The sequence below is a fragment of the Metallosphaera tengchongensis genome (assembly GCF_013343295.1).
GTDB lineage: Archaea > Thermoproteota > Thermoprotei_A > Sulfolobales > Sulfolobaceae > Metallosphaera > Metallosphaera tengchongensis.
Map to the genome: position 1 here is coordinate 2,077,857 of NZ_CP049074.1, position 21,494 is coordinate 2,099,350.

General features: G+C 46.5%; 16 protein-coding genes and 2 pseudogenes. 13 read left to right on the forward strand and 5 right to left on the reverse strand.

Annotated elements, in window-relative coordinates:
• Positions 1-96: 96 nt before the first annotated feature.
• Both GWK48_RS10870 and GWK48_RS10875 read right to left on the reverse strand, forming a co-directional pair.
• Entirely contained in the window at positions 97-501 is a 405-nt protein-coding gene (locus GWK48_RS10870) for a hypothetical protein (RefSeq protein WP_174632204.1), read from the reverse strand.
• A gap of 853 nt (positions 502-1,354) precedes the next feature.
• Positions 1,355-1,681 carry a 4Fe-4S dicluster domain-containing protein gene (locus GWK48_RS10875; RefSeq protein ID WP_174632778.1) on the reverse strand — a complete coding sequence of 109 codons (327 nt, stop codon included), beginning with the start codon at positions 1,679-1,681 and terminating at the stop codon, positions 1,355-1,357.
• 315 nt (positions 1,682-1,996) lie between these two features.
• Here GWK48_RS10875 and GWK48_RS10880 point away from each other — a divergent pair, with 315 nt between their 5' ends.
• From GWK48_RS10880 to GWK48_RS10890, 3 genes are all read left to right on the forward strand, one after another.
• Entirely contained in the window at positions 1,997-2,581 is a 585-nt protein-coding gene (locus GWK48_RS10880) for a hypothetical protein (protein ID WP_174632206.1), read from the forward strand.
• Between the two features lies 1 nt (position 2,582).
• Positions 2,583-3,056, forward strand: coding sequence for a hemerythrin domain-containing protein (locus tag GWK48_RS10885; RefSeq protein WP_174632208.1), 474 nt, complete (start codon positions 2,583-2,585; stop codon positions 3,054-3,056).
• Positions 3,057-3,385: 329 nt separating this feature from the next.
• Positions 3,386-4,540, forward strand: coding sequence for an NAD(P)/FAD-dependent oxidoreductase (locus tag GWK48_RS10890; protein ID WP_174632209.1), 1,155 nt, complete (start codon positions 3,386-3,388; stop codon positions 4,538-4,540).
• Positions 4,541-4,655: 115 nt separating this feature from the next.
• On the opposite strand, the pseudogene GWK48_RS10895 reads toward GWK48_RS10890, so the two are convergent.
• A pseudogene (locus GWK48_RS10895) lies at positions 4,656-4,986 on the reverse strand (transposase); the annotation flags it as partial.
• A gap of 295 nt (positions 4,987-5,281) precedes the next feature.
• Here GWK48_RS10895 and GWK48_RS10900 point away from each other — a divergent pair.
• The 7 genes and pseudogenes from GWK48_RS10900 (at position 5,282) to GWK48_RS11850 (ending at position 15,513) form a co-directional block, all read left to right on the forward strand.
• The gene (locus GWK48_RS10900; RefSeq protein ID WP_174632211.1) at positions 5,282-8,482 is read left to right on the forward strand and encodes a thermopsin; all 3,201 of its coding nucleotides are present in this window, start codon (positions 5,282-5,284) and stop codon (positions 8,480-8,482) included.
• A gap of 709 nt (positions 8,483-9,191) precedes the next feature.
• Entirely contained in the window at positions 9,192-10,058 is an 867-nt protein-coding gene (locus GWK48_RS10905; RefSeq protein WP_174632213.1) for a hypothetical protein, read from the forward strand.
• A 1,281-nt stretch (positions 10,059-11,339) separates the two neighbouring features.
• Positions 11,340-11,516, forward strand: a complete 177-nt coding sequence (locus GWK48_RS11845; RefSeq protein ID WP_425487504.1) for an IS200/IS605 family accessory protein TnpB-related protein — start codon at positions 11,340-11,342, stop codon at positions 11,514-11,516.
• An 887-nt stretch (positions 11,517-12,403) separates the two neighbouring features.
• Positions 12,404-13,546: a hypothetical protein gene (locus GWK48_RS10915; RefSeq protein WP_174632215.1), complete on the forward strand. Its 1,143-nt coding sequence runs from the start codon at positions 12,404-12,406 to the stop codon at positions 13,544-13,546.
• A gap of 206 nt (positions 13,547-13,752) precedes the next feature.
• Complete coding sequence (locus GWK48_RS10920; RefSeq protein WP_174632217.1) at positions 13,753-14,019, forward strand: DUF6364 family protein; 267 nt, start codon at positions 13,753-13,755, stop codon at positions 14,017-14,019.
• Positions 13,997-14,350: a PIN domain-containing protein gene (locus GWK48_RS10925; protein WP_174632219.1), complete on the forward strand. Its 354-nt coding sequence runs from the start codon at positions 13,997-13,999 to the stop codon at positions 14,348-14,350. Before GWK48_RS10920 ends, GWK48_RS10925 begins: the two co-directional genes overlap by 23 nt.
• A gap of 87 nt (positions 14,351-14,437) precedes the next feature.
• Positions 14,438-15,513 (forward strand): annotated as a pseudogene (locus GWK48_RS11850) (zinc ribbon domain-containing protein).
• 137 nt (positions 15,514-15,650) lie between these two features.
• Here GWK48_RS11850 and GWK48_RS10935 read toward each other — a convergent pair.
• On the reverse strand, positions 15,651-17,291 hold the full coding sequence (locus GWK48_RS10935) for a hypothetical protein (RefSeq protein ID WP_174632221.1): 1,641 nt from the start codon (positions 17,289-17,291) through the stop codon (positions 15,651-15,653).
• 12 nt (positions 17,292-17,303) lie between these two features.
• Entirely contained in the window at positions 17,304-18,416 is a 1,113-nt protein-coding gene (locus tag GWK48_RS10940; protein WP_174632223.1) for a hypothetical protein, read from the reverse strand.
• A 1,056-nt stretch (positions 18,417-19,472) separates the two neighbouring features.
• Between GWK48_RS10940 and GWK48_RS11795 the strand changes: the two genes are divergently transcribed.
• Genes GWK48_RS11795 through GWK48_RS10955 form a run of 3 tightly spaced genes read left to right on the forward strand, consistent with a single transcriptional unit; the run spans position 19,473 to position 21,003 of the window.
• Positions 19,473-19,685 carry a hypothetical protein gene (locus GWK48_RS11795; RefSeq protein ID WP_343043989.1) on the forward strand — a complete coding sequence of 71 codons (213 nt, stop codon included), beginning with the start codon at positions 19,473-19,475 and terminating at the stop codon, positions 19,683-19,685.
• Positions 19,676-19,930, forward strand: a complete 255-nt coding sequence (locus GWK48_RS10950; RefSeq protein WP_174632225.1) for a hypothetical protein — start codon at positions 19,676-19,678, stop codon at positions 19,928-19,930. The genes GWK48_RS11795 and GWK48_RS10950 overlap by 10 nt, the downstream gene beginning before the upstream one ends.
• 47 nt (positions 19,931-19,977) lie before the next feature.
• On the forward strand, positions 19,978-21,003 hold the full coding sequence (locus tag GWK48_RS10955; protein ID WP_174632226.1) for a GH12 family glycosyl hydrolase domain-containing protein: 1,026 nt from the start codon (positions 19,978-19,980) through the stop codon (positions 21,001-21,003).
• Positions 21,004-21,494: the final 491 nt, after the last annotated feature.

Consider the following 21,494-nt stretch of genomic DNA (forward strand, 5'->3'; position numbering starts at 1 on the left):
ATTATAATATTCTTTTTGAGGCCTATCCAGTCTTGATAAAAGGGACGGCAAACCTGGTCTTTTAAGGGGAAGATCGCGTCCGTCCCAACGGAGTATTCACACGTCCCTACACGTCTCCTCAAGTAGTTCCTTCCAGTCTCCTTCCATGACTTCCAAGCAGTACCTCTTCAGTTCCCTGACCTTGGCAGGGTCCAATAGGTGATGGAGCTGCGGTAAAGTCGAGTACCAGACCAGTCTCCTGACGTTGACGTCATCGTCCTTCAACATCTCTAATAAACAGTTCACCTTATCTCTAAGTTCGTCGTTGGAAATGGAATGGAGGTACTTAGCTAGTAGGTTCCAGGCCCTATACCTCGTCCCGTGGTCCCTGAAGCAAAGTAAGGAAAGAAGCAGCTTCAGGTCTCCGGACTCCACCAGTCTCTCAACCTTCAACCAAGCTTCATGCTTAATTTCCCTGTCCTTACTTTCCAGCTCCTTAATCAGATCTTCAGTGGAGTCCATGTTTATTTAATTCCATAAGAAAGTTTATAGAGTTTCCTGAAGCGGACTTGGTTCCGGTCAATGGTTAATAATCCCGTGTCTGACCTCTTCCCCGCCGTGACAAGGGTTCCGTCAAGGTCATGGGTGTTACTCCCCTTTTCAGGAGTCGCTCCGCTTGAAGAGACCAGAAGGAAGGGGAACTACTTTGGCGCGCTCACGGTTTTCCTTGTTGCTCCCTTCATTACGTTGAGAGCATTGTTGACGTTGTTGTGGAGCCGTAGTAAGCAGTTTCAGTGAGAGTATTAAGTTTATATAACTCCATCTAATGTTTTTACATAATGCCAGATGTGGGTATGTATCCCGAAAGGCTTGCATATGGATAGCCCAAGATGTGCGGGTTCCCCCAGTTAGACGGTATCCCATCTATGTGGGTCGGGGTTACCCCGCTAATGGGGCGGAGGAGGGTGAAGGAAGATCCGCTTGACTCCCGTGACAAGGGTTGAGGGTTGATATCAAGTTATATGAGATCCGATGAAACCCAAACCCCCAGCTCACCTTATACTTCTCATAGTACTTGTCCAGGTACCTTGAAGTTTACTCTCTTATGCCAGAGACACTTTTGCCTCCTCTCGCAGTTTACCTCGTTGTATAGCCTCGCTGATGCGTCTGCTAGCTTTCTTATTTTCCTCTGTTGTGCTCCGTTAAGAACTACCTGAGAGCGACAGTGCGTACGCTCCCCTCAGTTATTAGGGATAGGTCAGTTCTCCCTTCTCATCGAGGAGTTGACCAGAAGGGAGTTCCATAAGAAATGGTGAGAAAAAGAGTTTAAGGACCTTCACCCCGCCTTGAAAGGCGAGGTTTGCTGTTCTTTTCATCAGGGCGGTTTTACGTCTATGGCAGCTACGGGACAAACGTTTACGCAAGCCATGCAGAATATGCAGGCCTGCTCGTTTATTGGGTCTGCCTTCTTCTCGCTGGCTGGATGCCCCGGCGTGTCGAACCACTGGAACACGTTCACCGGGCAGGCTGTTATGCAAGACCCGTCAGCGATGCAGACGTCGAAGTCGACGCCGACAATGGTGCCGTGGACTCCTAGAGCTTTTTCCTTGGGAACTGGTGGCTGATCCTGTGGCGAGTATATCTTATGCCCTGAATGGTCACCAATCACGGGTTTACTCCTATAGTTTGGATCTATACCCAGATTCTCACCAATCTTTCAGTCTCCTGCACACGAAATAATGTGATACCCTTAACTCTTCGTTACTTGGGAACGTATTTTTAGGGAACTGTTGAGCGAGATCCGGACCAGGACCCCGTTTAACCAGACTCCGACCTCCTCCCTCGGATGTCCGGTCCTTTTATCAGGGATCACTAGGACGTCGCCTTCGTCTACCCCAGTCCCTTGGGAGTCTTCAACCTCTTGGAAACTGGCCCACAGATCTGAGGACTTCGTGAATACCCTAAACTGTAAGGGTATTGATTATTATCATGTAGGACGATTAGATGTTGTGATCTCATGGGTTGGAAAGGTGAGATAGAGGAGGAGCATGAGATAATTGAGAAGGCCACAAAGGCCTTGTTGTACTCCATGGCGATAAAGAGGTTGTTAGGGGACCCCTCTTTGTTTCAAGAGGTTTTACCTTTTTACGTAGACTTCTATAGGAACTTCGTGGTGAGATGTCACCACAAGAAGGAAGACCTAATTGCAGAGGAGGCCAAGTTCGGTGAGGTCGTTGACCAACACCCCGCCCTCTCCAAACTGGCTGAGGACGCTTTCAAGAGGGAGGAACTCCTGGGGGACCTAGTAGAGGCCATGCTACTCCACGTGAAGGAGGAGAGGAAGAGGTGGCTGAGTAAGGTGGACGGGGACTACAGCGAGATCCTAGAGGAGGTCGAGGAGGAGATAGGTACGGACGTCCATAGGAGGTACGTGAGCTTAGTCCAGAAGTTATACGGAAAAGTTACTGAGAAATACGAGGTGACAGACCTCCTTGGAGGAAAACCTGGGGAGGGGAGAGGGGTACTCATAACTGATAAAGAGCCCCCTGCCCAGAGAAGGGTCCAAATATCCCAAGGGATATGGGCTTCCGTAGGTGACTGAGATGTCGTTGATTGACAGGCTGGTCCAGGACCACGCAGAGGAGGACGTTCTACTGGAGAAGGTCAAGGCCATCGTTGAGGAAGGACGGGGAGATGGACAGGTGATGGAGCTCATGGACAGGTTCTCTAGGAACTTGAAGTACCACATCTTCCTCGAGGAGGAGTACCTTTTCCCCATGATTGCGGGAGAGTACATATTTAGGTGGAACTTTGAGCTCATGAACCAGCACGTCGCTTTATGGAACTTGGTGGAAAAGATTGAGAGCTCATTCAGGAGGGGTGAATTAGAAGAAGTCAAGAAGTCGGTCTACCTCCTGAGCTCCTTATTGAAGGTCCACAACGCGATAGAGGAGAGGAACGGCATATATGAGGAGATAGGTAAGGCCCTGAAGGAGAGGGGAGGGATGGAACTCCCCTCCGAGATGCCTAAGGGCTGGTCGCCCAAGTTCATGACGACACCAACTTCGGAGGAGTAGGAGAAGAAACTGCTCTCCGTTAACTTAAGGGGCGAGTTAGTCCTTTCATTTACCTTGCTGATCCGTTTAACCCCTAAGGGTTCCTCCAGTCACCATATGGAAAGTTGAGGCCCTCTCCCCTCTTGAAAAGTTACCTTAAGTGCCCTTTTCCTCCTCGTCCCAAAACAGGGTAAAGTGGAGACGATTTGTAAAGGTATAGATCCAGGAAGGTCGGGAACACCTTTCTCAATGTAGGGGAGTAAGGGGACGTGAGACCTCGAGTAAAACCTTAATAACTGAACCGCTCACTCTCTCTGGTTTCAAGCTCTATACTCTTGGAGGTGCTCTGCTTGAAGAAAGTCGTTATATTGGGAGCTGGATACGGTGGTCTAACTGTAGCCCACAGGCTGAGGGACTACTTCAGACCTGAGGAGATGGACGTGACAGTAATATCCAGGGAAAGGACAGTCTATGAGAACACGATATTCCCAGCACTCCTCACTGACGACGTGAGGGAGGATGAGACTAGGTTTGACGCAATGGAGACCATGGGACGAAGGGGTAACCACTTCGTGGAAGCTGAAGTGGAGGAAATCCTAACTGAGTCAAATGAGGTCCGTACTAGTAAGGGGACTTTCGACTACGACTATCTGGTAGTTGCACTCGGAGGGGCGTACGAGGAGAACTTCTCTAGTATCCCTGGGAGCGAGCACGCGTTCATGCACCATCCCCTCACGCATTTCCTGAGGATAAAGGAAAGGTTACTCTCCATGGACGAGGTCAACGCCGTTATCGGTAACTCTACGGGGAGCCCCATAGAAGGGCCATCGTACCAGTTGGCGCTGATTATCATGCACCAGATAAGGTCGAGGGGGATCAAGGGGAGCGTCACGTTAGTGACCCAAAGTCCAAAGGGGGTCTTCGGCATGATACCTTCACCAGGAGTCTCTGAGGCTGCGAACAGACTCTTCATGGAACAGGGGATAAACCTCGTAATGGGGGACTCCCTGGTGGAGGCTAGAAGAGATAAGGTCATCACAAAGAATGGTAGAGAGGTGGAGAGCAACTTAACGTCAATTCTCCCGAAACTCTCAGCCCCTAAAGTAGTCAGAGATGCCCTACCCGTTAACAAGGACGGATACGTGGACGTGGAACTACCTTCGTTCAGGGTCAAGGGCCTTCAAAACGTCTTCGCGGTGGGGGATCTGGCTCAAGGGATGGTACAAGCTAGGACTGCGAGGGGTGCTATGATTGCAGGTGAAAACGTAGCTTCCACGCTGGGGAAGGAACTGAAGGGAATCCAGAGGCCTCTATACAGACAGGGAGTCCTATGTGTTTTTCACGGAGGGGGGATAGCCGGTATGCTTAGGTTTGACGTAGACGAGAGACCTAGGGTGAACTTCGTGGTGAGTCCTATCTTCACTAAACTGAAAATAATCTACAGTAGGCTCCTGGTGAGGTCAGGGTTTAACGTACCGTACCACGCCGCACCGACGTTCGCGTGAAGGGAGTTGTCTGTACGTGTTTGCTGACGAGAAAATGAGGTTTAGGTTTCATCGGGTCTCATATAGCTTGATATCAATAAACTCTTGTCAGGAGGGTCTAGCGGGTCTTCCTTCATCCTCCTCTGCCCCAAGGGGTGACCCCGACCCACCTAGATTGGGTACCGTCTAAATGGGAACCCTCACATTCTCAGGTAGATGTTCAATGACGCGTTCAACTGCCTGTCTAGCTTGAGACCACACCTCTCACAGACGAAGGTCTTACCAACCTTTCGGGATATGGACCCACTTCTGGGGCAAGACCTTGAGGTTAAGTGTGGGTTGACCTCAAGGACGCTAGAACCGTGTAGAATAGCCTTGTACTTGAGTACCTTGTGTATACTCCTCCACACGGTCCTAGAGATCTTCCTAGACAGCTTACCGCTAGCGTTCTTAAACATACTATTTTCTAGAGTCTCACAAGTTCCCTTGTCTCCTTCAGCAGGTTATTTGGGCATGCTCCCCCTCAACCGTGAGGGGACATATCGTATACCCTTTTTATACTTTGAGACAAGAGACTAGATGGGCGGTGTGGGATTTTAATTAACCTTTTCTCTGATTTCGATCCCGCCACCGTTCTTAACCCCTCTGTTCACAATATGAATATCAAAGACGTGTTTAGAAAACGTGACCCTGCCTTGAAGGGCGAAGCTTTTCTCAATTTGCGAAGAAAGTATATATAGAGGGACTTCTGTTCTCTTTAACATGAGTAGAAATGCTATAACTTTACTCCTACTATTCTTCACCTTTTTATCAATAACCAACTTTATTCCGACGGGATCCGTTCACCACCCTTTAAACGTCCACGGCTTTAACAACTTCTTTCCGCCCTCCAGACCTAACGCAACCTTGGCTGGAAAGTACTTCCCTGGAGGAGTTAGCGTGTATAACTACTACAGTAGTGAGCCTGCCCCAATGGGGATAGCTGACTACGGTATTGGCCCCAACGGCCCCTTCATTAGGACTACTACCCAGTTCGAGGGAAAGGTAACGATTTACAACCTCTCCGCAGTTTCCAGCTTCAACACGCCATGGGTAACCTTCCAGCTCAACGTAGTACTCAACTACCAGTATAACGGAAACACCTACGCGCTTTGGGCACAAGACGTCGCCTGGTATAATACGTTTAATCACACCGTGACTTTTGAGGATAACGTCTGGAACATGACCGCCCCTCTTGCCAACGTTACGGGGGTCGTGGGGAATGGGGGAATCTATAACTCCAACTCCTCTACCTACTACGCCTATGGGGCGAACAACCTCCCGGGGAGCTATTACCAACTACCTCTACCTGGTACCTTCTACCTCCTAGTCAACGTTAGCGTCAACTCCTTGGGTCAGCCGGTCATATACTTCTGGTACAACGATGGTTTTAACTGGGTGGAGTACGACGCGGTAACTGTTGCAAACGTGCGCTTGGCGTCAAACGTCTACTTCATGGTTAACGGTTTCCAGTACACGGGGGACGGACATTATTATGACGCGGAACTAGTGATGGGCGGCCCAGGGAGTGGCTCCTCTGCCTATATCTTCTCCTCCTCCACGTATTTGTCCCTCTTCTACTGGAACGGACACAATTTCCAGGGGGTAGCGAACGCCTACAACTTCGGCTCGGACACTGCGGAGACCGTATCTCACGTAATCGACAATAATTACTACTACCTGTTCTCAGGTGAGTTGCTCGCAGGGGTCACTGCAGGGAATGGTACTCTAGGTAACCTGTGGGAGTCCAACACGGTCTCGACGTTGACAGTGACGACAGGAGTCCAGGACGGTTACGTACTAGTGTACAACGATACCTACCCCTACTCACCTAGTTACGAGGGCGATGCCATCCCCTTCGTCAACGGTTCGGCCACCTTGACTCTATTCCCCACGAACTACGCAATCCTAGTCTACAACTCCCTGGGACAGCTGATAGGAGAAGCTAACGATGTCCTTTACCAAGGTGAGGTAACCTCAACCCCAGTGACTCAGTTCTCCCTGAGCGCCCCAGTGGTCCTCACTGAGAACAGCTTCTCCTTCTCTATACCCTTGACCATATACGCCTACGGTAGCGTAAGCCTGTCCGTAGTAGCACCCCCTGGGGTCTCTTATACATCCCCTACCCAGACATCAATAAACGGAGTGTCCACGGAGTACCTGGATGTGACGGTACCTGGCACTGGGACTTACAACCTCACGATAATCGCTTCTCTCTTCCCAGGGTTCTCTGTCGAGAGGACCGTGGAAGTTGTGACTGGTCCGCCTACAGCTCTCGTGAAGTTCTCTTATCAAGTTATGGGCCTGTCTCCTCCTACCTCTCCCACTGTCACTCTCGAGTTCCCCAACGGGACTATCATGAATTTTGTAATGCCCATTTCACTTACTGTCCCCGTAGGTACCACCTACTCCATACAGCAGATAATTGGGACATCTCAGGGAATTAGGTGGGCGCTGCCGTCGATGGTTCAGGGTTCTATAAACGGTGACAGTTCGATTGAAGCGACGTATTACGAGCAGTTCTTGACGACGTTCAACTTCGAGGTGCAAGGGGGCCAGGGCTACGGCAACCCCACTGTTGGTTACAACTATTTTGGTGGGGAGAACCATGTCACGGCACCTGCTACAGTGTGGGTCGACTATAACTCTCCCTACTCTTACAGTCAGACCTTGCCTAACTCCAACTCCCAGGAGAGGTGGATATCATACAACTACAGCGGGGTAGTCTCCTCCCCAAAGCCGGTCACTGTGCTCTACAACTACGAGTTATACGTTAACGTCATCTCCCCAATACCTGTGTACGCCCTGGTCAACGGTAGTAACGTGACGCTGTCCTCAGGATGGTACGTAGAAGGGACCTCCATTAACGTGGAGAACTTGGTGTACTACGTTAACAACGTGGAGAGGTACGTCATTGCGTCAGTGTCCCCTTCAGGGGAAACAACCGTTAACTCACCGCTCTCCCTAACCGTGAATACCTTGAAGCAGTACTTCCTCACCGTGGACTCGTCAATACCTGTGTACGCCCTGGTCAACGGTAGTAACGTGACGCTGTCCTCAGGATGGTACAACTCGGGGACGAGGATAGAGGTGGAGAACTTGAGCTACTACCCCTCCCAAGGGGAAAGGGAGGTCATAGTGCAGTTGTCCCCATCTTCCCTGACCCTCACCTCCCCAGACGTCGTGAAAGTCAAGGCGATTACCCAGTATTACGTCAACTTGACCTCAGACGTCCCAGTGTACGCTCTTGTAAACGGCAGTAACACCACGCTGAAGCCGGGATGGTACAACAAGGGTACCTCCATCCAAGTGGAGAACATCACCTACTATCCCACCGCGGATACTAGGTACGTTATGGTGTCGGTGTTGCCATCTGAGTCAATGACGCTAAACGGCCCCTCAAACGTGTTTGTAAACACCCTGAAGCAGTACTTCCTCACCGTGGACTCGTCAATACCTGTGTACGCCCTGGTCAACGGTAGTAACGTAACGCTCACCTCAGGATGGTACAACTCGGGGACGAGGATAGAGGTGGAGAACTTGAGCTACTACGTGAGCTCCCAGGAGAGGTACTTGCCAACCTCCATATCTCCAACCAGCTTTACCGTGGGATCTCCATCCTCCGTGAGCGTCTCAGCAGTCAAGCAGTACCTAGTGACTATAAACGGAATCTCGTCCTGGTACGACCAGGGCTCTACAGTGACATTAAACGCTGCTGTCCCAATCTACGAAGTGGGTAAGTTCGTGGGTACTGACAACGTATCCCCAGGATCGACCCTGGTAGTGAACGGACCAATAGAGGAAACGCTCGTGGAGTCCCCCAACTACGGGTTCTTAGGCTCTGTAGGTGCTGTAGTTGTAGTAGTAGCTGTAGCAGGGGTACTTTTGACCAAGAAGAAGCCAGGTAAGTCAGGCAACACCTGACGAAAGGTCTTTTGCCCTTATGGACTTAGCACGTTTAAACGGACTTTTTCCCCCTGGTCCTCCAGAAAGATAGTTTAAAACTCGGAGCTTTTTACAGTCAAGGTCACTCTAGCATAGAGTATCACTTCCTTTTTACTATGCCATTAACCTCTCAACGTTCTCTTCCTCGGACCTCGATCTACAACTCTCTAGGACTACTGGCTTCGCCTTACCTGTTTGACGAAGGTCCATAGTGTTGTGTAGGACATTCCCAGCCTATCGATACCTCCTTTGGTCTCAGCATCGTATAAGATATTGATATGTAGTTATGTAAACTATATTCCTACTCAAAGTGTTGGCAACGGGAGATCCTTGATTGCCCAAAGCTTCCTACTAATCCGGCGTCATTATAAGCACATGTAAGAGATGTAGTAAACTACCGAGCATGTTTTCGTCCTTGAGGTCCCATGAAATACAGAGTAAGTGTATAATAAGCTTGGATCTCTATTGTAATAGGATAACGATAAGCTTCTCCCTTTACGTGGGTAGGACGTAAGTTAATATCTGACTTTCACACCGCGAAGCCTTCCTTACTTCGCAAACAGCGATTTTTTATTTACAAAACTTCCTTCTTTTTTATGTCTATACTTCTCTATATCAATCCATAGCCATAGATCATTTATGTCATTTGTGCTTAAATTTTACTTTTCCTATAACAGAATGGGTAACTTTGAGTCTTACTTCTATCATTAAAGCTGGTTTTGCAAATGTCATAGTTGAAGTTATTCCGATCCCGAAAGACTACTTTCAAGGCTCTAAGAATTGCATAGCCAAACCTAAGACTAAAAATTACTCTACAGTGGGTACAGCTTTTGATTACCTCTTAAGGTCCTACCTTAAATATCTTCACCCTGACGCTGAGGAGGTCTCAATAATAGGATTAACTAGCCTAAAGTTTGTAGAAAACAGAATAGATCAATTTGGAAAAATAAAATTAGAAAATAAAATGCTGGACAAAGATGATCTGAGATCAATAAAAAGAGTAGTGAAAGAATATCTTAAGGAAAAAAAGGAATACTTGGCTCAAGGTAAATTAACTAAGCGGTACGCGGAGCTAACCATGAAGTTCGCTAGACTTGACTCAATATATAGGGCAGGTATATATGAAGACGTAGATGCGCCAGTAGAAGAAGGTGATGTGGACGACCTTATAAATCTGTACAGTATAGTCCCAGATGAATTAAAGAACTTTAGTGGAAAATACTTGTTAAATCCACACTTTAGGGACGTATCTGATCTAGTTAGGGGAGCAGACGTGGACTTAATAATGGGGAATACAATGATAGACATAAAGACAACTAAGGGAATGGAATTAGACAAATACACCTGGTCTCAACTAGTAGGTTATTTAATGTTAGCTGACGAGGTTAGGTCAAGGTATAGCGATTTTCCTTATATAGAAAATATTGGAATATATTATAGTAGGTATGGTAAGCTTTGGACTATTGGGGCTGATTATGTGAGAGGTAACTCACATTACGAAGAGGTGAAGAATCAACTTCTTTCATATAATAAAAAATCTAGCCTTCATAGTTAAATTTCTATTAAGAAACTATTTCATTAATTTTATTGTCCTTACTCTTCTACCTTCATAGCTGGTGATAGGTATAGTTTGCTGAGACCAGTTATCCTGACTTGTAATAGGTCTATATTGGATTCTAGGTCCTCCCGTCCAAAGGGGTACCTCCCAACAATATAATAAGCCTTTTTGTACCTGCTCTAATGGTAGAAAATGTTGGCGATTGCTTATCTGATGAGATCTCTGCTCGGGTGTTCGTGATAAGGGTTAAAGTAATGTCCTTATCTATTAAACTGGATACGTAGGTCCGTTGTTTTTAAGCTTCAAGGAGTCCCATTGAGAACCTAGTTCTTTAGGCCTAAGTCCCAGTACTTGATATTGAATTTCAGTAAAACGACATTGTATGGCAAACGGTTAAAGCGCATAGAGAAACATTTAATTATACGACGAAATATTATAATTAATGGTTAGGAAAAAACAGAATATTGTATGAAGTTGATTCAGGGATTGGATAAATTAAGTCCTTTAAGGGCAGGCTATTTCATGGACTGCACCGAATTACTAAAGGGTAATAAATAGCTCTTCTGCTGTGATCTCTCGAACGTCTTAGGGTCAACCCTCGTCAAGTACTTAACTAAATCTGTATTTCATTTTAACTTATAGATTTCGAGTGTATTGTGCAAGAAAATTTTCGTCTTCTTGAACTCCATGCTCGCTAGTTTTAAACTCTTAACCTCTTGCAAAGACCTTCAAATTCAACCTAGACTTATGCCTTATCGTACATCTTTTTCCCTCCAATTTTTCAACCATTTAATGTTACGTAAACATAAAGACCGCTCGTAAGGCATGAAGAATAATGCTAAACTCATAATGCCTAGAATAAAAATACTCAACATTAACTCTCGTCGACGAGTAAATGCTCCTTCAACTTATTCAACTCTGCTGTCTTCTGGAAATAGAGGTTAGTCGCTCTCTACTGTAGGACCACGGTAAAAGAGAATAGTATCGTCTTCCACGGTAATAATAGCAAACGTATTGATGCTACCATCAACATGGCTGGACCCGTTGTCGGTAAAGACGACGAAAAGTACGTTAGAGCATCAACTCGTTTAGAGGACGCCCACTACTACCGGTCACAAGTTGAGTCCCTACAGAAGGAGAATGAGAAGAGATGGAAATAGAACAGAATACTACGCAGGATAAGGTCGTACTACAAGAGAGCTGGGGACGTCCTAGAGGATTCCGCAAAAAAAGGTAGGTAAGTGGGTTGAGGTAGCTTACTCATTAAACGTCTCCGCCATCTTCCTTGACCACATCAACAACCCCATTGAGAGAGTGAAGAAGTTGCCCTCTGGGTTTAAGGATGGACTTTACCTCATGCAGTACCGTAGACCGCAGTACTGGATTGAATCGCAAGCAAAGGACCTCGGACTCAAGGTAGTCTACGTTGACCCTCATTACTTCTCTACTCATTGACCTAAATGCGGTAATAACTATGAATTTACATCAGAGGGGTTCTCTTCCTCTCTACTGCCTTCATATGGGAGATCTAACTCCGAATCGATGAGGAGAACTCTCCATTGTGGGGAGGAGGTCACGATTGTTACTGACTGCCCCGCTGCGAGGCGCTTTAAAGAAAGAGGATAGTGAAATAAAGGGACGCTTTAGGACCACACAGCCCTACTAGAGTGGGGAAGTGAGCACGATTTAGAATAAAATTGAATTTTATAGAGGTGGACGGGAGTGTCTTTACATGCCTAAAAGGACCAGAAGTCCTAACGCGGATCTCTTAATATCACACCTACGAGCTTAAGCGCTCGACCTTGTCATACCGAGTCTGTTTCAGACTGACGTGAAGACCCCAATGGAGGGGTTTTGGGCCTCCTGGAGGTTGACGCGAGGCATCATAGATTTCCTTCACTGTTCCCAATGCTAGCCAAGCCCTTATAGCGCGACGTAATGATACTGAGGATAGACCCGACCTAGTTGAGGCCTCCATAGCGATAACAGGTGGTTAAAGGGCCTTTAACTTCGGAGGAAAGGCATCACGACCGAGTGGACCAAATCGAGACTAGTGGATATCCATCCCAAGGCTAAGTACTGGGAAGGCTTAGGAGAGACCCTTCCACTCCACTAACGCAAACGTTGCTATTCCAGCACAGATTGATGTCAGACTTCCCCGCCATGGCGAGGCTTGTCCTCCCTTACTCACTTTTAATTTCCTATTTTCAACCCTTGAAAGACGACCAAGTCCTTGAGTAGCTCACGTTTACCTTTTAGGTCTCTCCTTCCTGACCACCAACCAATCAGACACATCGACTCCCCCAATGAAAGTTTTTAAATCCTCGGGCCGAGCAGACCCTATGAGGTCTCTCCTCCCCCTGCTCTTGCTTTTCCTACTCCTCCCCCTGCCCTCTTCCTCATTTTCGCCCACAAACTACGGCTACGAGTTCGGCTACGTCCCCATGGGGGGCATCCAGACGGTCGTGGTCCTTTACAACATCTCCTTAGCCCTTGGTTCCCCGGACATGTCCGTCCAGCAGAACGTTTGCCTTAACGTCGGAGGGCAGGAAGTGTTTGTGCAGAACGTACTCGAGCCACTGAGCTTGACCGAGTCCGGATGGCAAACAAGCGTTTACTTCAACGGGGCATACAACGAGACCAACTCCAACCTCCAGGGCCACGTCTTCAACCTCACCACCACTTGGTACCAACAGGGCAATTTCACCGTAATCAAGTTCTACCTGTCCAACGGGACCTTTAAGGGGGAGAGGACCTACCTCCTCCCGGGTAAGCTCTTAGACGTGGTCTTTTCAGGTTACACCACGGGCACAGTGGTAGGCGGCTTCGGTAACGGCATCACAGCCTACTTGGGCGAGGGCTTCAACGTCTCCATGGAGTCCTTCTACCTGTTCAACGGCACTTGGTACGTACCTCCCATAGCGTGGAGCGGTTGGGTCAACACTGGTGAAAAGGCCGTTGGTGGCTCAGCTTACTACTACGACGGTAAGGTGTGGGTAGTGTTCGGGAACTCCACCTCCCCCCAGTTGCTCTACAACGTCAGCGTCGTGGTGGTAGGTAACCAGGTGTACACTTTCCCCAAGGATAGCCTGTGGGAGGCTGGGGGGAAATACTTCGTCAACTCAACGGACTACGTAGAGGGGGAGGTCCTTAGGCCCGTGGGTACCAACTACTCCTTTACCTTGGAGAAGAAGTACCAGGTGGAGTGCTCCTGTGTAATGGACGGGGTTAAGGGTAACGCGTTCTACTTGCCCTCCCCTGAGACTGTGTACGTAAGGGAGGGAGACAGATGCGTCGCGCTCTACGTGAACTCCAGCAGGGCTCTGGGGAACTCCACTGGAGTTGGCAACACCACCAACAGCGGGGTTGGGGGCGCGGTGCCACACTCAGGTACAACTTCCCCAATTGACGTGAGCGTGTGGATATGGTCGGCTTTAGTAGTAGCCGCCGTTATTGCAGTGTACTTCCTGATGAGGAAGCGGTGATTCTTGGTGTGGACAGCGTTTTCACACGCGAGGGCTTAGAGGTCCTTTCAATGGTGGAGAAATCTACTCTAGAGTGGAATGTGATAAAAGAACGGCAAACCTCGTCCTTTAGGGCGGGGAGGAAGTCAGAAAAGAAAACCCCCGAAAAGACGAGGCCCTCTTCTGTTAGATCGAAAATTTTTATACATACATACGTAGATACGTATATGAAGGTTAAAGTAACGTTATCAATAGACAGTGAGATCTTAAAGAGGGCTAAAGAGATAGCTGTAGAGAGGAATACAACGTTAAGCGACATGTTCGAACAGGCCATATCGGAACTTGATGCGTTATCAGCTATTAATTCACTGATGAAAGGTCTGGGCCTGACGCCAAGGTTAATATCATTTGAGGAAATTTCGAAAAATAAACTAGACCTGAAAGCTAATAGTCTAGTCAGGGAAATGAGAGATGAGCGTCTATCTGGACACTAGTGCAATAATTAAAAGATATTTCGCTGAGGAAAATAGCGATAAATTGAATGAAATTTTTGAGGGGGCGTGGCTGGGCAAGATAAAGGTCTCCTTCTCTACTTATAATGTAGGAGAAGTGGTCGGAGTAGTTGAAAGGCTTAAAAATTCATGGAGAGTCGATGAAAAGGTAATGAAAGACGTCCTAGACAAGTTCTTCAATAAGATACTACACTTATTAAGGCTTGGGACTTTAACGCTGGTCCCGATCTACACTAAGGTTATCTTTAAATCGATACCAATACTAGTAAATACAAAAGTAGGGAAAGCCTCGCCCTTTAGGGCGGTGATGTGAAAAGTATATAAACCGCTTTTCTCTCCCTCTTCATTATGAACAGAAGGGGGTAAAAGGAGTGGGAAAGAAATCAGAGCCACCCTCTCTATGAAGATTTCCCCCACCGCTCCTCTGCTTTCCCTTGTCTCAAACTATGAGAGAGGTCTACGTTTCGTTTTAGGTTGGTCAAGGGAGAACAGGCCAAAAAGTTGTTAAAAGACATACAAAGGTGCTTACGAGACTCTGAGAGAGGAGTTGAACCTACCTCCAAGTTAACTATGGACAGGTTTAGAGATGGCATAGCGGAGTACAAGTCTGGTTGAAGAACCCTAAACGTGGTAGGCCTAGTGTATGCAAGGCCTCTGTCTGGTTAACGCCAGTACGGTCATATTCTATTGACTTCGACGAGATGGTCGCGAGGATAGCAGGAGTCGGTAAGTTACTAATACTAGGCTAACCGAGGGACCTGTCTAGGTACAAGGATTGGAAAGTGAGGGAGGTTAAGCTGTTGCCGAGGGACGGAAAAGCGTTTCTGAAGGTCTCCCTTCTTAACGAGTGGAAAGAACCATGAGCTAAGGATCAAGTAGCTGTAGACGTAAACATAGCTGAGGTAGTTGTTAGCAAAGATAACGATAAGCACGTCGGTGTCCCGACCCGTTTAGGTGACGCCCATCACTACAAGTCGCCAGTTGAGTGACCACAGAGGAAGTATGAGAGGAGGTGGAGGGAGAATAGGATCCTTAGCAGGATAAGGTCGTACCATAAAAAGGCTGGGAAAATCTTGGAGGACTCAGCAAGGAAGGTCGGGAAGTGGGTCGTAAAGGTCGCCAACTCGCTTAACACTTCTGTCATCTTCTTAGACGACTTTAACGACCTCATCAAGGTGAAGGACCTACCATCTAAGTTCAGGGATAAACTCTACCTCATGCATTACCGTAGGCTCCAGTACTGGGTTGAGTCGCAAGCTAAAAAAACACGGACTAAAGGTAGTCTACGTAGACCCCCACTACTCCTCTACTTCATGTCCTAAATGCGGTAAAGAGATGGAGGAAGTAGGACATAGGTACTTCCGCTGTCAGTGTGGTTATGAGGACGACTGCGACGTCATCTCAGTCATGAACTTATATGGAGTCCTCTTCCCTCTCGACTGCCCCCACATGAGAGATATAGCCCCGAGCCGATGAGGGGAACCCTCGCCATGGCAGGGAGGAAGTCAGTGTCTACAAGTTGAAAATTGAATCATAGTGATAATTAATGCATATTAATCAAAATATAGTGTTAATTTCTTGCTGTAAAGGCAAAAAGGCAGAAAGTATTTCTTTCAACAAGTCTGTAATTTTTCCATCTTGTCTACGAACTCCTCTAGAGGTAGCAATGATATTTTGTTGCCTTCACACACTGCAGGTATAAATATTCTGAGCTTATTATATATTTTATACTTCCCTATTATACCATTCAAATCCAACAGGGCTGGTAAAGGTCTTAAGACTACCCACACCTCATTTGAACATTGCTCATACTTATTATATGCCTCATCTATCTCGTCTCTAGGCATTTTACCCATGCTCGCCTTAACGTCTACTCCAATTACCTTGCCGTTTTTGTCGTTAAAGTAGATATCAGGCACTCCACAGTCATGGACCTTTTGTTCCATGTGTATAGAATTAGGGTCTATCTTTAGGTTTTCTAATAAGTGCTTTATCACCACTGGCTTCATCTTTCTGTGGTACTCGCCCTCCTGTCCACCTGATGGTGATGACTTATCTAAGTTAGGGTAATTTAATGTGAGCCAGTTTTGCGCATCGTCAAGTATTGTCGTAAAAGGACTCTTAAAGTTTGCTGGAGCATCATATGACGGGAAGTCAAGCTGTAACCCTGAAGCACCAAAAGCTAGCTTCTGTATCACGTCTTTGTTAACCTTATAAGTGGAAACTAACTTATGTCTGATCATGTTTGAAAGGTGCTTCAGTACGTCCTCGTCAACAAATATTCTGTTTGGTTTTCCACCTATGTTTATTAGATACTGACTGTAGAAACAAGATGGAACTATTTGTATTGAGAATTGATAACCCATAATCTTCGTGAGTAAGTTCTCAATCTGATTAATCAGTTCTTTACGGTCCTTTACATCGCAGAGAGACTTGTCTACTTTGAACACTCCTGCACTCCCCAATAACGGTATGCTACTCGGGTTTTTCGTAGATATCTCTTGCGGTTCTACCTTAAATCCGTTGATGAGTGCTATTTCCGTTCCTAAACTTACCAGGGAGTCCTCTATTTTAGGCTTCATTTCGTCATACACAACAATGTTCACTCCAGAGGCTTTTAACAGGCTTGAGAACTGACTAAGGAAGTCATCGTAGACAGAGCTCTTGATGTAAATGTTCGTCTTTGGCTGGGGAGAGGAAACACTTACTTGAAGGTTGGATTGAGTAGCAATTTCTTCCGAGGGCGTAAACTCCAAAGTGTACTTTTCCCTAACTTCGAGGTAGACCTCAGCATCGAGGGGGTTGAGTATAACTTGTGACGTTGTTGGGAACTGTAAAGGCTGTATCATTTCTACGTTCTTGCTAACTTTAGCTGTTAAGTAGTCTTTTAAGTCAAGCTGTAAGACTGTTACAGAGAGTGGAGAGGGGAAGTAAAGGGGTGTTATAGCTGTAGTATGCCCCTGCGAGGTAACTGAGGCTGTCAAGTAGTTATCAGTGTGTTGGCTTGAGACGCCTACTACTGGAGGGCCAGGGAACAACAGGGTTTTGATCACAGTCTTCCTCAACCGGGATTTGGGCTCCTCAACGTTAGCTGGGGCTTTCATTATAGATGGCGGAGGAGACATAACGCTTCTGTTTTCAACCTTAATTTGAGGGGGAGTCTCCACTATATCCTCGACGTCCCCCTTAGCCTCAGTGTAATAGCTTCTACTTTCCTCAGCGGTTAAGTTTTTCTTCTCCTCTTTCTTTTCCACTATATCATCACCTTACGTATTGACTTCACGTTTTGGCCTTAACCATACTACATAGTCACTGTATTTTTCGATTTCTAGATCATAATAGAGTAAGAGGGGGATTGAAAACTCTTCAAACATTTCTATAAGGGCGTATTCCCTACTTCTATATTTATAATAGCCAGGGCTATAGGTGTTATCACACGTTACTGTTGATGGGAGATTTGATATTGGTATTACACATTTAATTGAGCCCCACCAAGAGAAATCTAGTACTTCGCCCAAAGTCGTTGACGTAAGGTAGCTACTGAGTAAAGACTTGTAGTCGCTCGCTATATCTCGATCCATCCTTATAAATTCTGGTTTAAATTTGTGTAAAAAGTCGTACACCATTTTTTCAAGCTCAGTAATGTAGCGACCTAAAGAGTTATTTGCGTACCCAAAAATTGCATATTTTTCATCTCTTAAGAAGTCCGCTAGACGAACTACCCCGAACCTCCTGAAAACCCTATCCCTGACGTTCTCGTTATTAAGCTTACCGTAAGCCTCTAAAAACGCCTTAAACGTGTCGCCAGTTAGGGAAGTTATAAAGAATGTCCTTGGATTATAGACCGACGAAAAGTTAACCAAAGACTCAAATAGCTCTTTAAATGTATTTAAAACTCTATCTAAATCACCTAGGGAAACGTTTTCTACTTCCCTAGATGGAGTGAAGCCACTAGAGATTATGGTTCTCCTAGCCAAATCGTTCATATCTTTAACGTAATCTCTTATTGATTTATGAGAAGATCCCACCTTAATTGGTTCCGTTACCATTAGCCTAATGGAAATTGGAGTATTTAGCTGAAGGGATTGTAGATAAGCATTATAATCCATTCTTAAGCCAAAAATATCAGCATAAAACTCTGCACTACTGTTTCTTGTGTAGGCAAAGGACCCATCTTCTTCTCTTATAACTCCCCCTAGAAGTATCCTCTTCAGATTACCGTCTAGCTTATCATAAGTTGAGTTAGCATACCTCTCAGCCTGCTGAAATAAGTTGAGGACCTTTGACGTGACGTTATAAACCCTCATTATGTCCTCTCTTATATATCGATCCCAAGTTTCGGGCGAGGCATAGTCTATGTCAACTAGGTCAGCACACATATTTACAATATTTTGTTTAGAATATAAAAATCTTTCGATCAACTTGGTGCGAATTACTAGATAACAGTTTTTAAAAATGTTTTAAATATACAATTACTTTGTTTATATCGTAATAATAAGTCGGTTCAGATCACTCGAGTGTAGAGGAGAGATCAATCCCTCTGAATTTTAGAGTTTTCTCACTTGTAAGAGGCTACAAGTAATCATTGTCTAGAGTTTTGTAACGAGTGCATTATCATAAAAAACAGAGTGAGGAAAGCCTAACCTTTCAAGGCTGAATGGAGGTCAGTCCGCCAATCTCTAAATCATATTTTAGATAATTTATTGTCGTAGGAATTCTATGATAATTTTCTCATTAATCTAATAAGTGGGGAAAAATAGATTCGTTTAACTGGCTCCTTAACTTTTGTCCTATAGAATACATGATCGTTAATCTCTACGTCCGAGTTGATGGCTCAATTGTGAAAGTTAAATGTGAGAGAGTTGATAGTGTAAGGGATATCCTAGAAAGGTTTAAAGATAATAGCATTGTCGAGGCTTGTAGCGAAGAGACATTAAAACCAATGTCAATATATCAAGTTACTTGAACTCAGGCCCGTACTATATTGATAACATACTAAATCGATGTAAGATATGCCTTTCGCTTGATTTCTAGCAACTTTTTTCATTTACTAATATTTGAAAGTTCTTTTCTTCAGCCTCCTTCATCAAGCTCTCTAAAATCTCACCGTCTCTGTGACTAAAGGAAGTGCTTTTACCGGTAAGTTAGGCAAGACCGCTATGAAATTGACGAAGAGAAACGTGTGCTCGTCCTTAAGGACTGGAAGATGGAGATACCGTTTGCGGGGAGGTTAAGGTGGTCTGTACAAGGTAGGCTAGAGGGTACACATAGACGACAAGTCCTACGCACATATACCGGTCGACGTAGGTAGGGTTACTACAAAGAAGTCTGGTAAGCCCACGACGGAGTCCCTCATATTCCACGGTGAGAGGGATAAGATACAGATAGAGACACCTAAAGATAACAGAGTAGCTTCAATTGACTTAGGTATAAACATGTTAGCAACTGTTACCGTAGACGAGGGTGTTGTTCTGTTTTACCGTGGTCCTACCGTAAAGGCGGACTATTTCTACTTCCAAAAGGAGGTTGCAGGGCTAGACAGACTAGAGGCTGAGGCAGAGAAAGTCCAGACTGAAGCTAGGGAGGAAGTGTTGAGAGAAAGGGAAGGACTATTTAAGAAACTAGCTCACTTCAAACATTGGGTATAATACTTCAAGGGTCTATGCCTTTTATAACGTTGTCGTTGAGAGGAAGCCTTAGGGGAGCAGTTAATTGTCCTTTAGGTCACAAGCTCCACAGTGACGTTAACGGAGCTTTAAACATGATGAAACTGGGGATAAAGAAAGTCATTAACATACTGAAAAAATCTCTCTCTTTTCTTGTAACGCCGAACGGAGTAATTGCCATAAAGGGGAGTAACACCTTAGACCTCGGTGGAACCCTCGCCCCTTAGGGTGGGAAGGAGGTCAGACTTATTACACCTGGGGGTAACAGTATATCGTGGACCTCAAGAAGTCTCTGGGACTTGGCTTCGCAGTGGCCTTTCTCCTGGGAGTGCTTTTCCTCCACAGTTACCTAGTCCACCTGACTAACCCTAGGAGCAGTAATGTGACGGACAGGTACCCCCAAGTGACCTCCCAGGGTACTGGGACGACTTCAGGTACTGGGAGCAAGGACGTGTTGAACCTCTCTAACCTAGGGGGCACGTTCACCGTCATTGGGAGGTACCAAAGCGACAGCAAGTACGCCTTGGCCGAGGTCTACACTCCGAATGGGTCCCTCTTCCTCTCTCCTTTCCTATGGAACCTCAAGGTAGCAAAGGGTGACGCTAACCTGACCTACGTGGGGAGCTCCCTCGAGGTCTGGGTAAACTTCACTGATTTCAAAAAGGTGTCTCCCTCGATACCAGTGGACGGATACCCTGGCGTCATGTACGGTCAGGAGCTCTGGTTCCCCTTCGCTGGAAAGTCCTTGACCTCCAGCTCACTCCCCCTGCCCATGGCCTTGGGTGAACTGCCAAACTTTTCCTCGACCCTCTCCTACTCCGTCCTAGACCGTTGGGGAGTGGTGGACGACTTCTCGTATGACGTGTGGTTAACGACTGACCCCAACGCGACCTACTTGCAGTACCCTGACGTGGAGGTCATGGTCTGGCTCTACCATAACGAGACTCCGTCCAAATACTTCCTCTACGTCGGAAACGTGACGGAGAGGCTAGTGGTGAACGACACGGTCTTAGAGGAAAACTTCTCAGTGTACGTCCTCCCCCACACAGGTTCTGCAAACGGATGGATAGGGGTATACTTCCTGAGCCAGGACCAGTTGGAGGGTAACGTCACGGTACCCCTGTCCTCCATGATAGTGGGGTCCTTCCCCTTCATCCATAAGGTCTTCCAGAAGGTCAACGCTAGCGACTACTACTTGGACGCGGTCCAGGTCGGTATGGAGTTCAATGACGTCGACGGTGATGTGAGCTTAGGGTACGTCCTCCACAGTTGGACAATAGAGCTGCAAAACGAGAGTTGACTACGGGCTGGGGACGTCATGTTAACGTGGACGTAAAAGGAGTAAAGCGCAACCGTAGGGTGTAGAAAGCGGGGGAAGGTAGGGCATGCCTCCCCTTGTCATGTGGACTGGGTGGTCATACTCTACTCGCGCAGCACAGGCCGAGGGTATGCGGTCTGGAGAAGTCACGTCAAATGTTTAGAGATGGGTTGAACATTCACAAAAGAAGAGTAACGCCCTTCACTCTGGAGTTCCGTACTTCACTAACAGTGTCCGCGGAGGACTTTTTCCCTGCCCATGATGGTGACGTGGTGGAGTCAGTGTAGGCTACCTTAGACCTCTAAAGTCCTATATCCTACTTATTCTCGCCTCATCGGAACACCTTCCGTCAGACCCTGGACGAGTGAAGTTGAGTCAGTTTCCTCCTTCATGACTAAGTCCTGTGCGGGATAACGATTTAGCGAGCTGAGGCCAAAGTCCTGTAGTAGTGAAGGGGCCTTTAGTCCCTTATA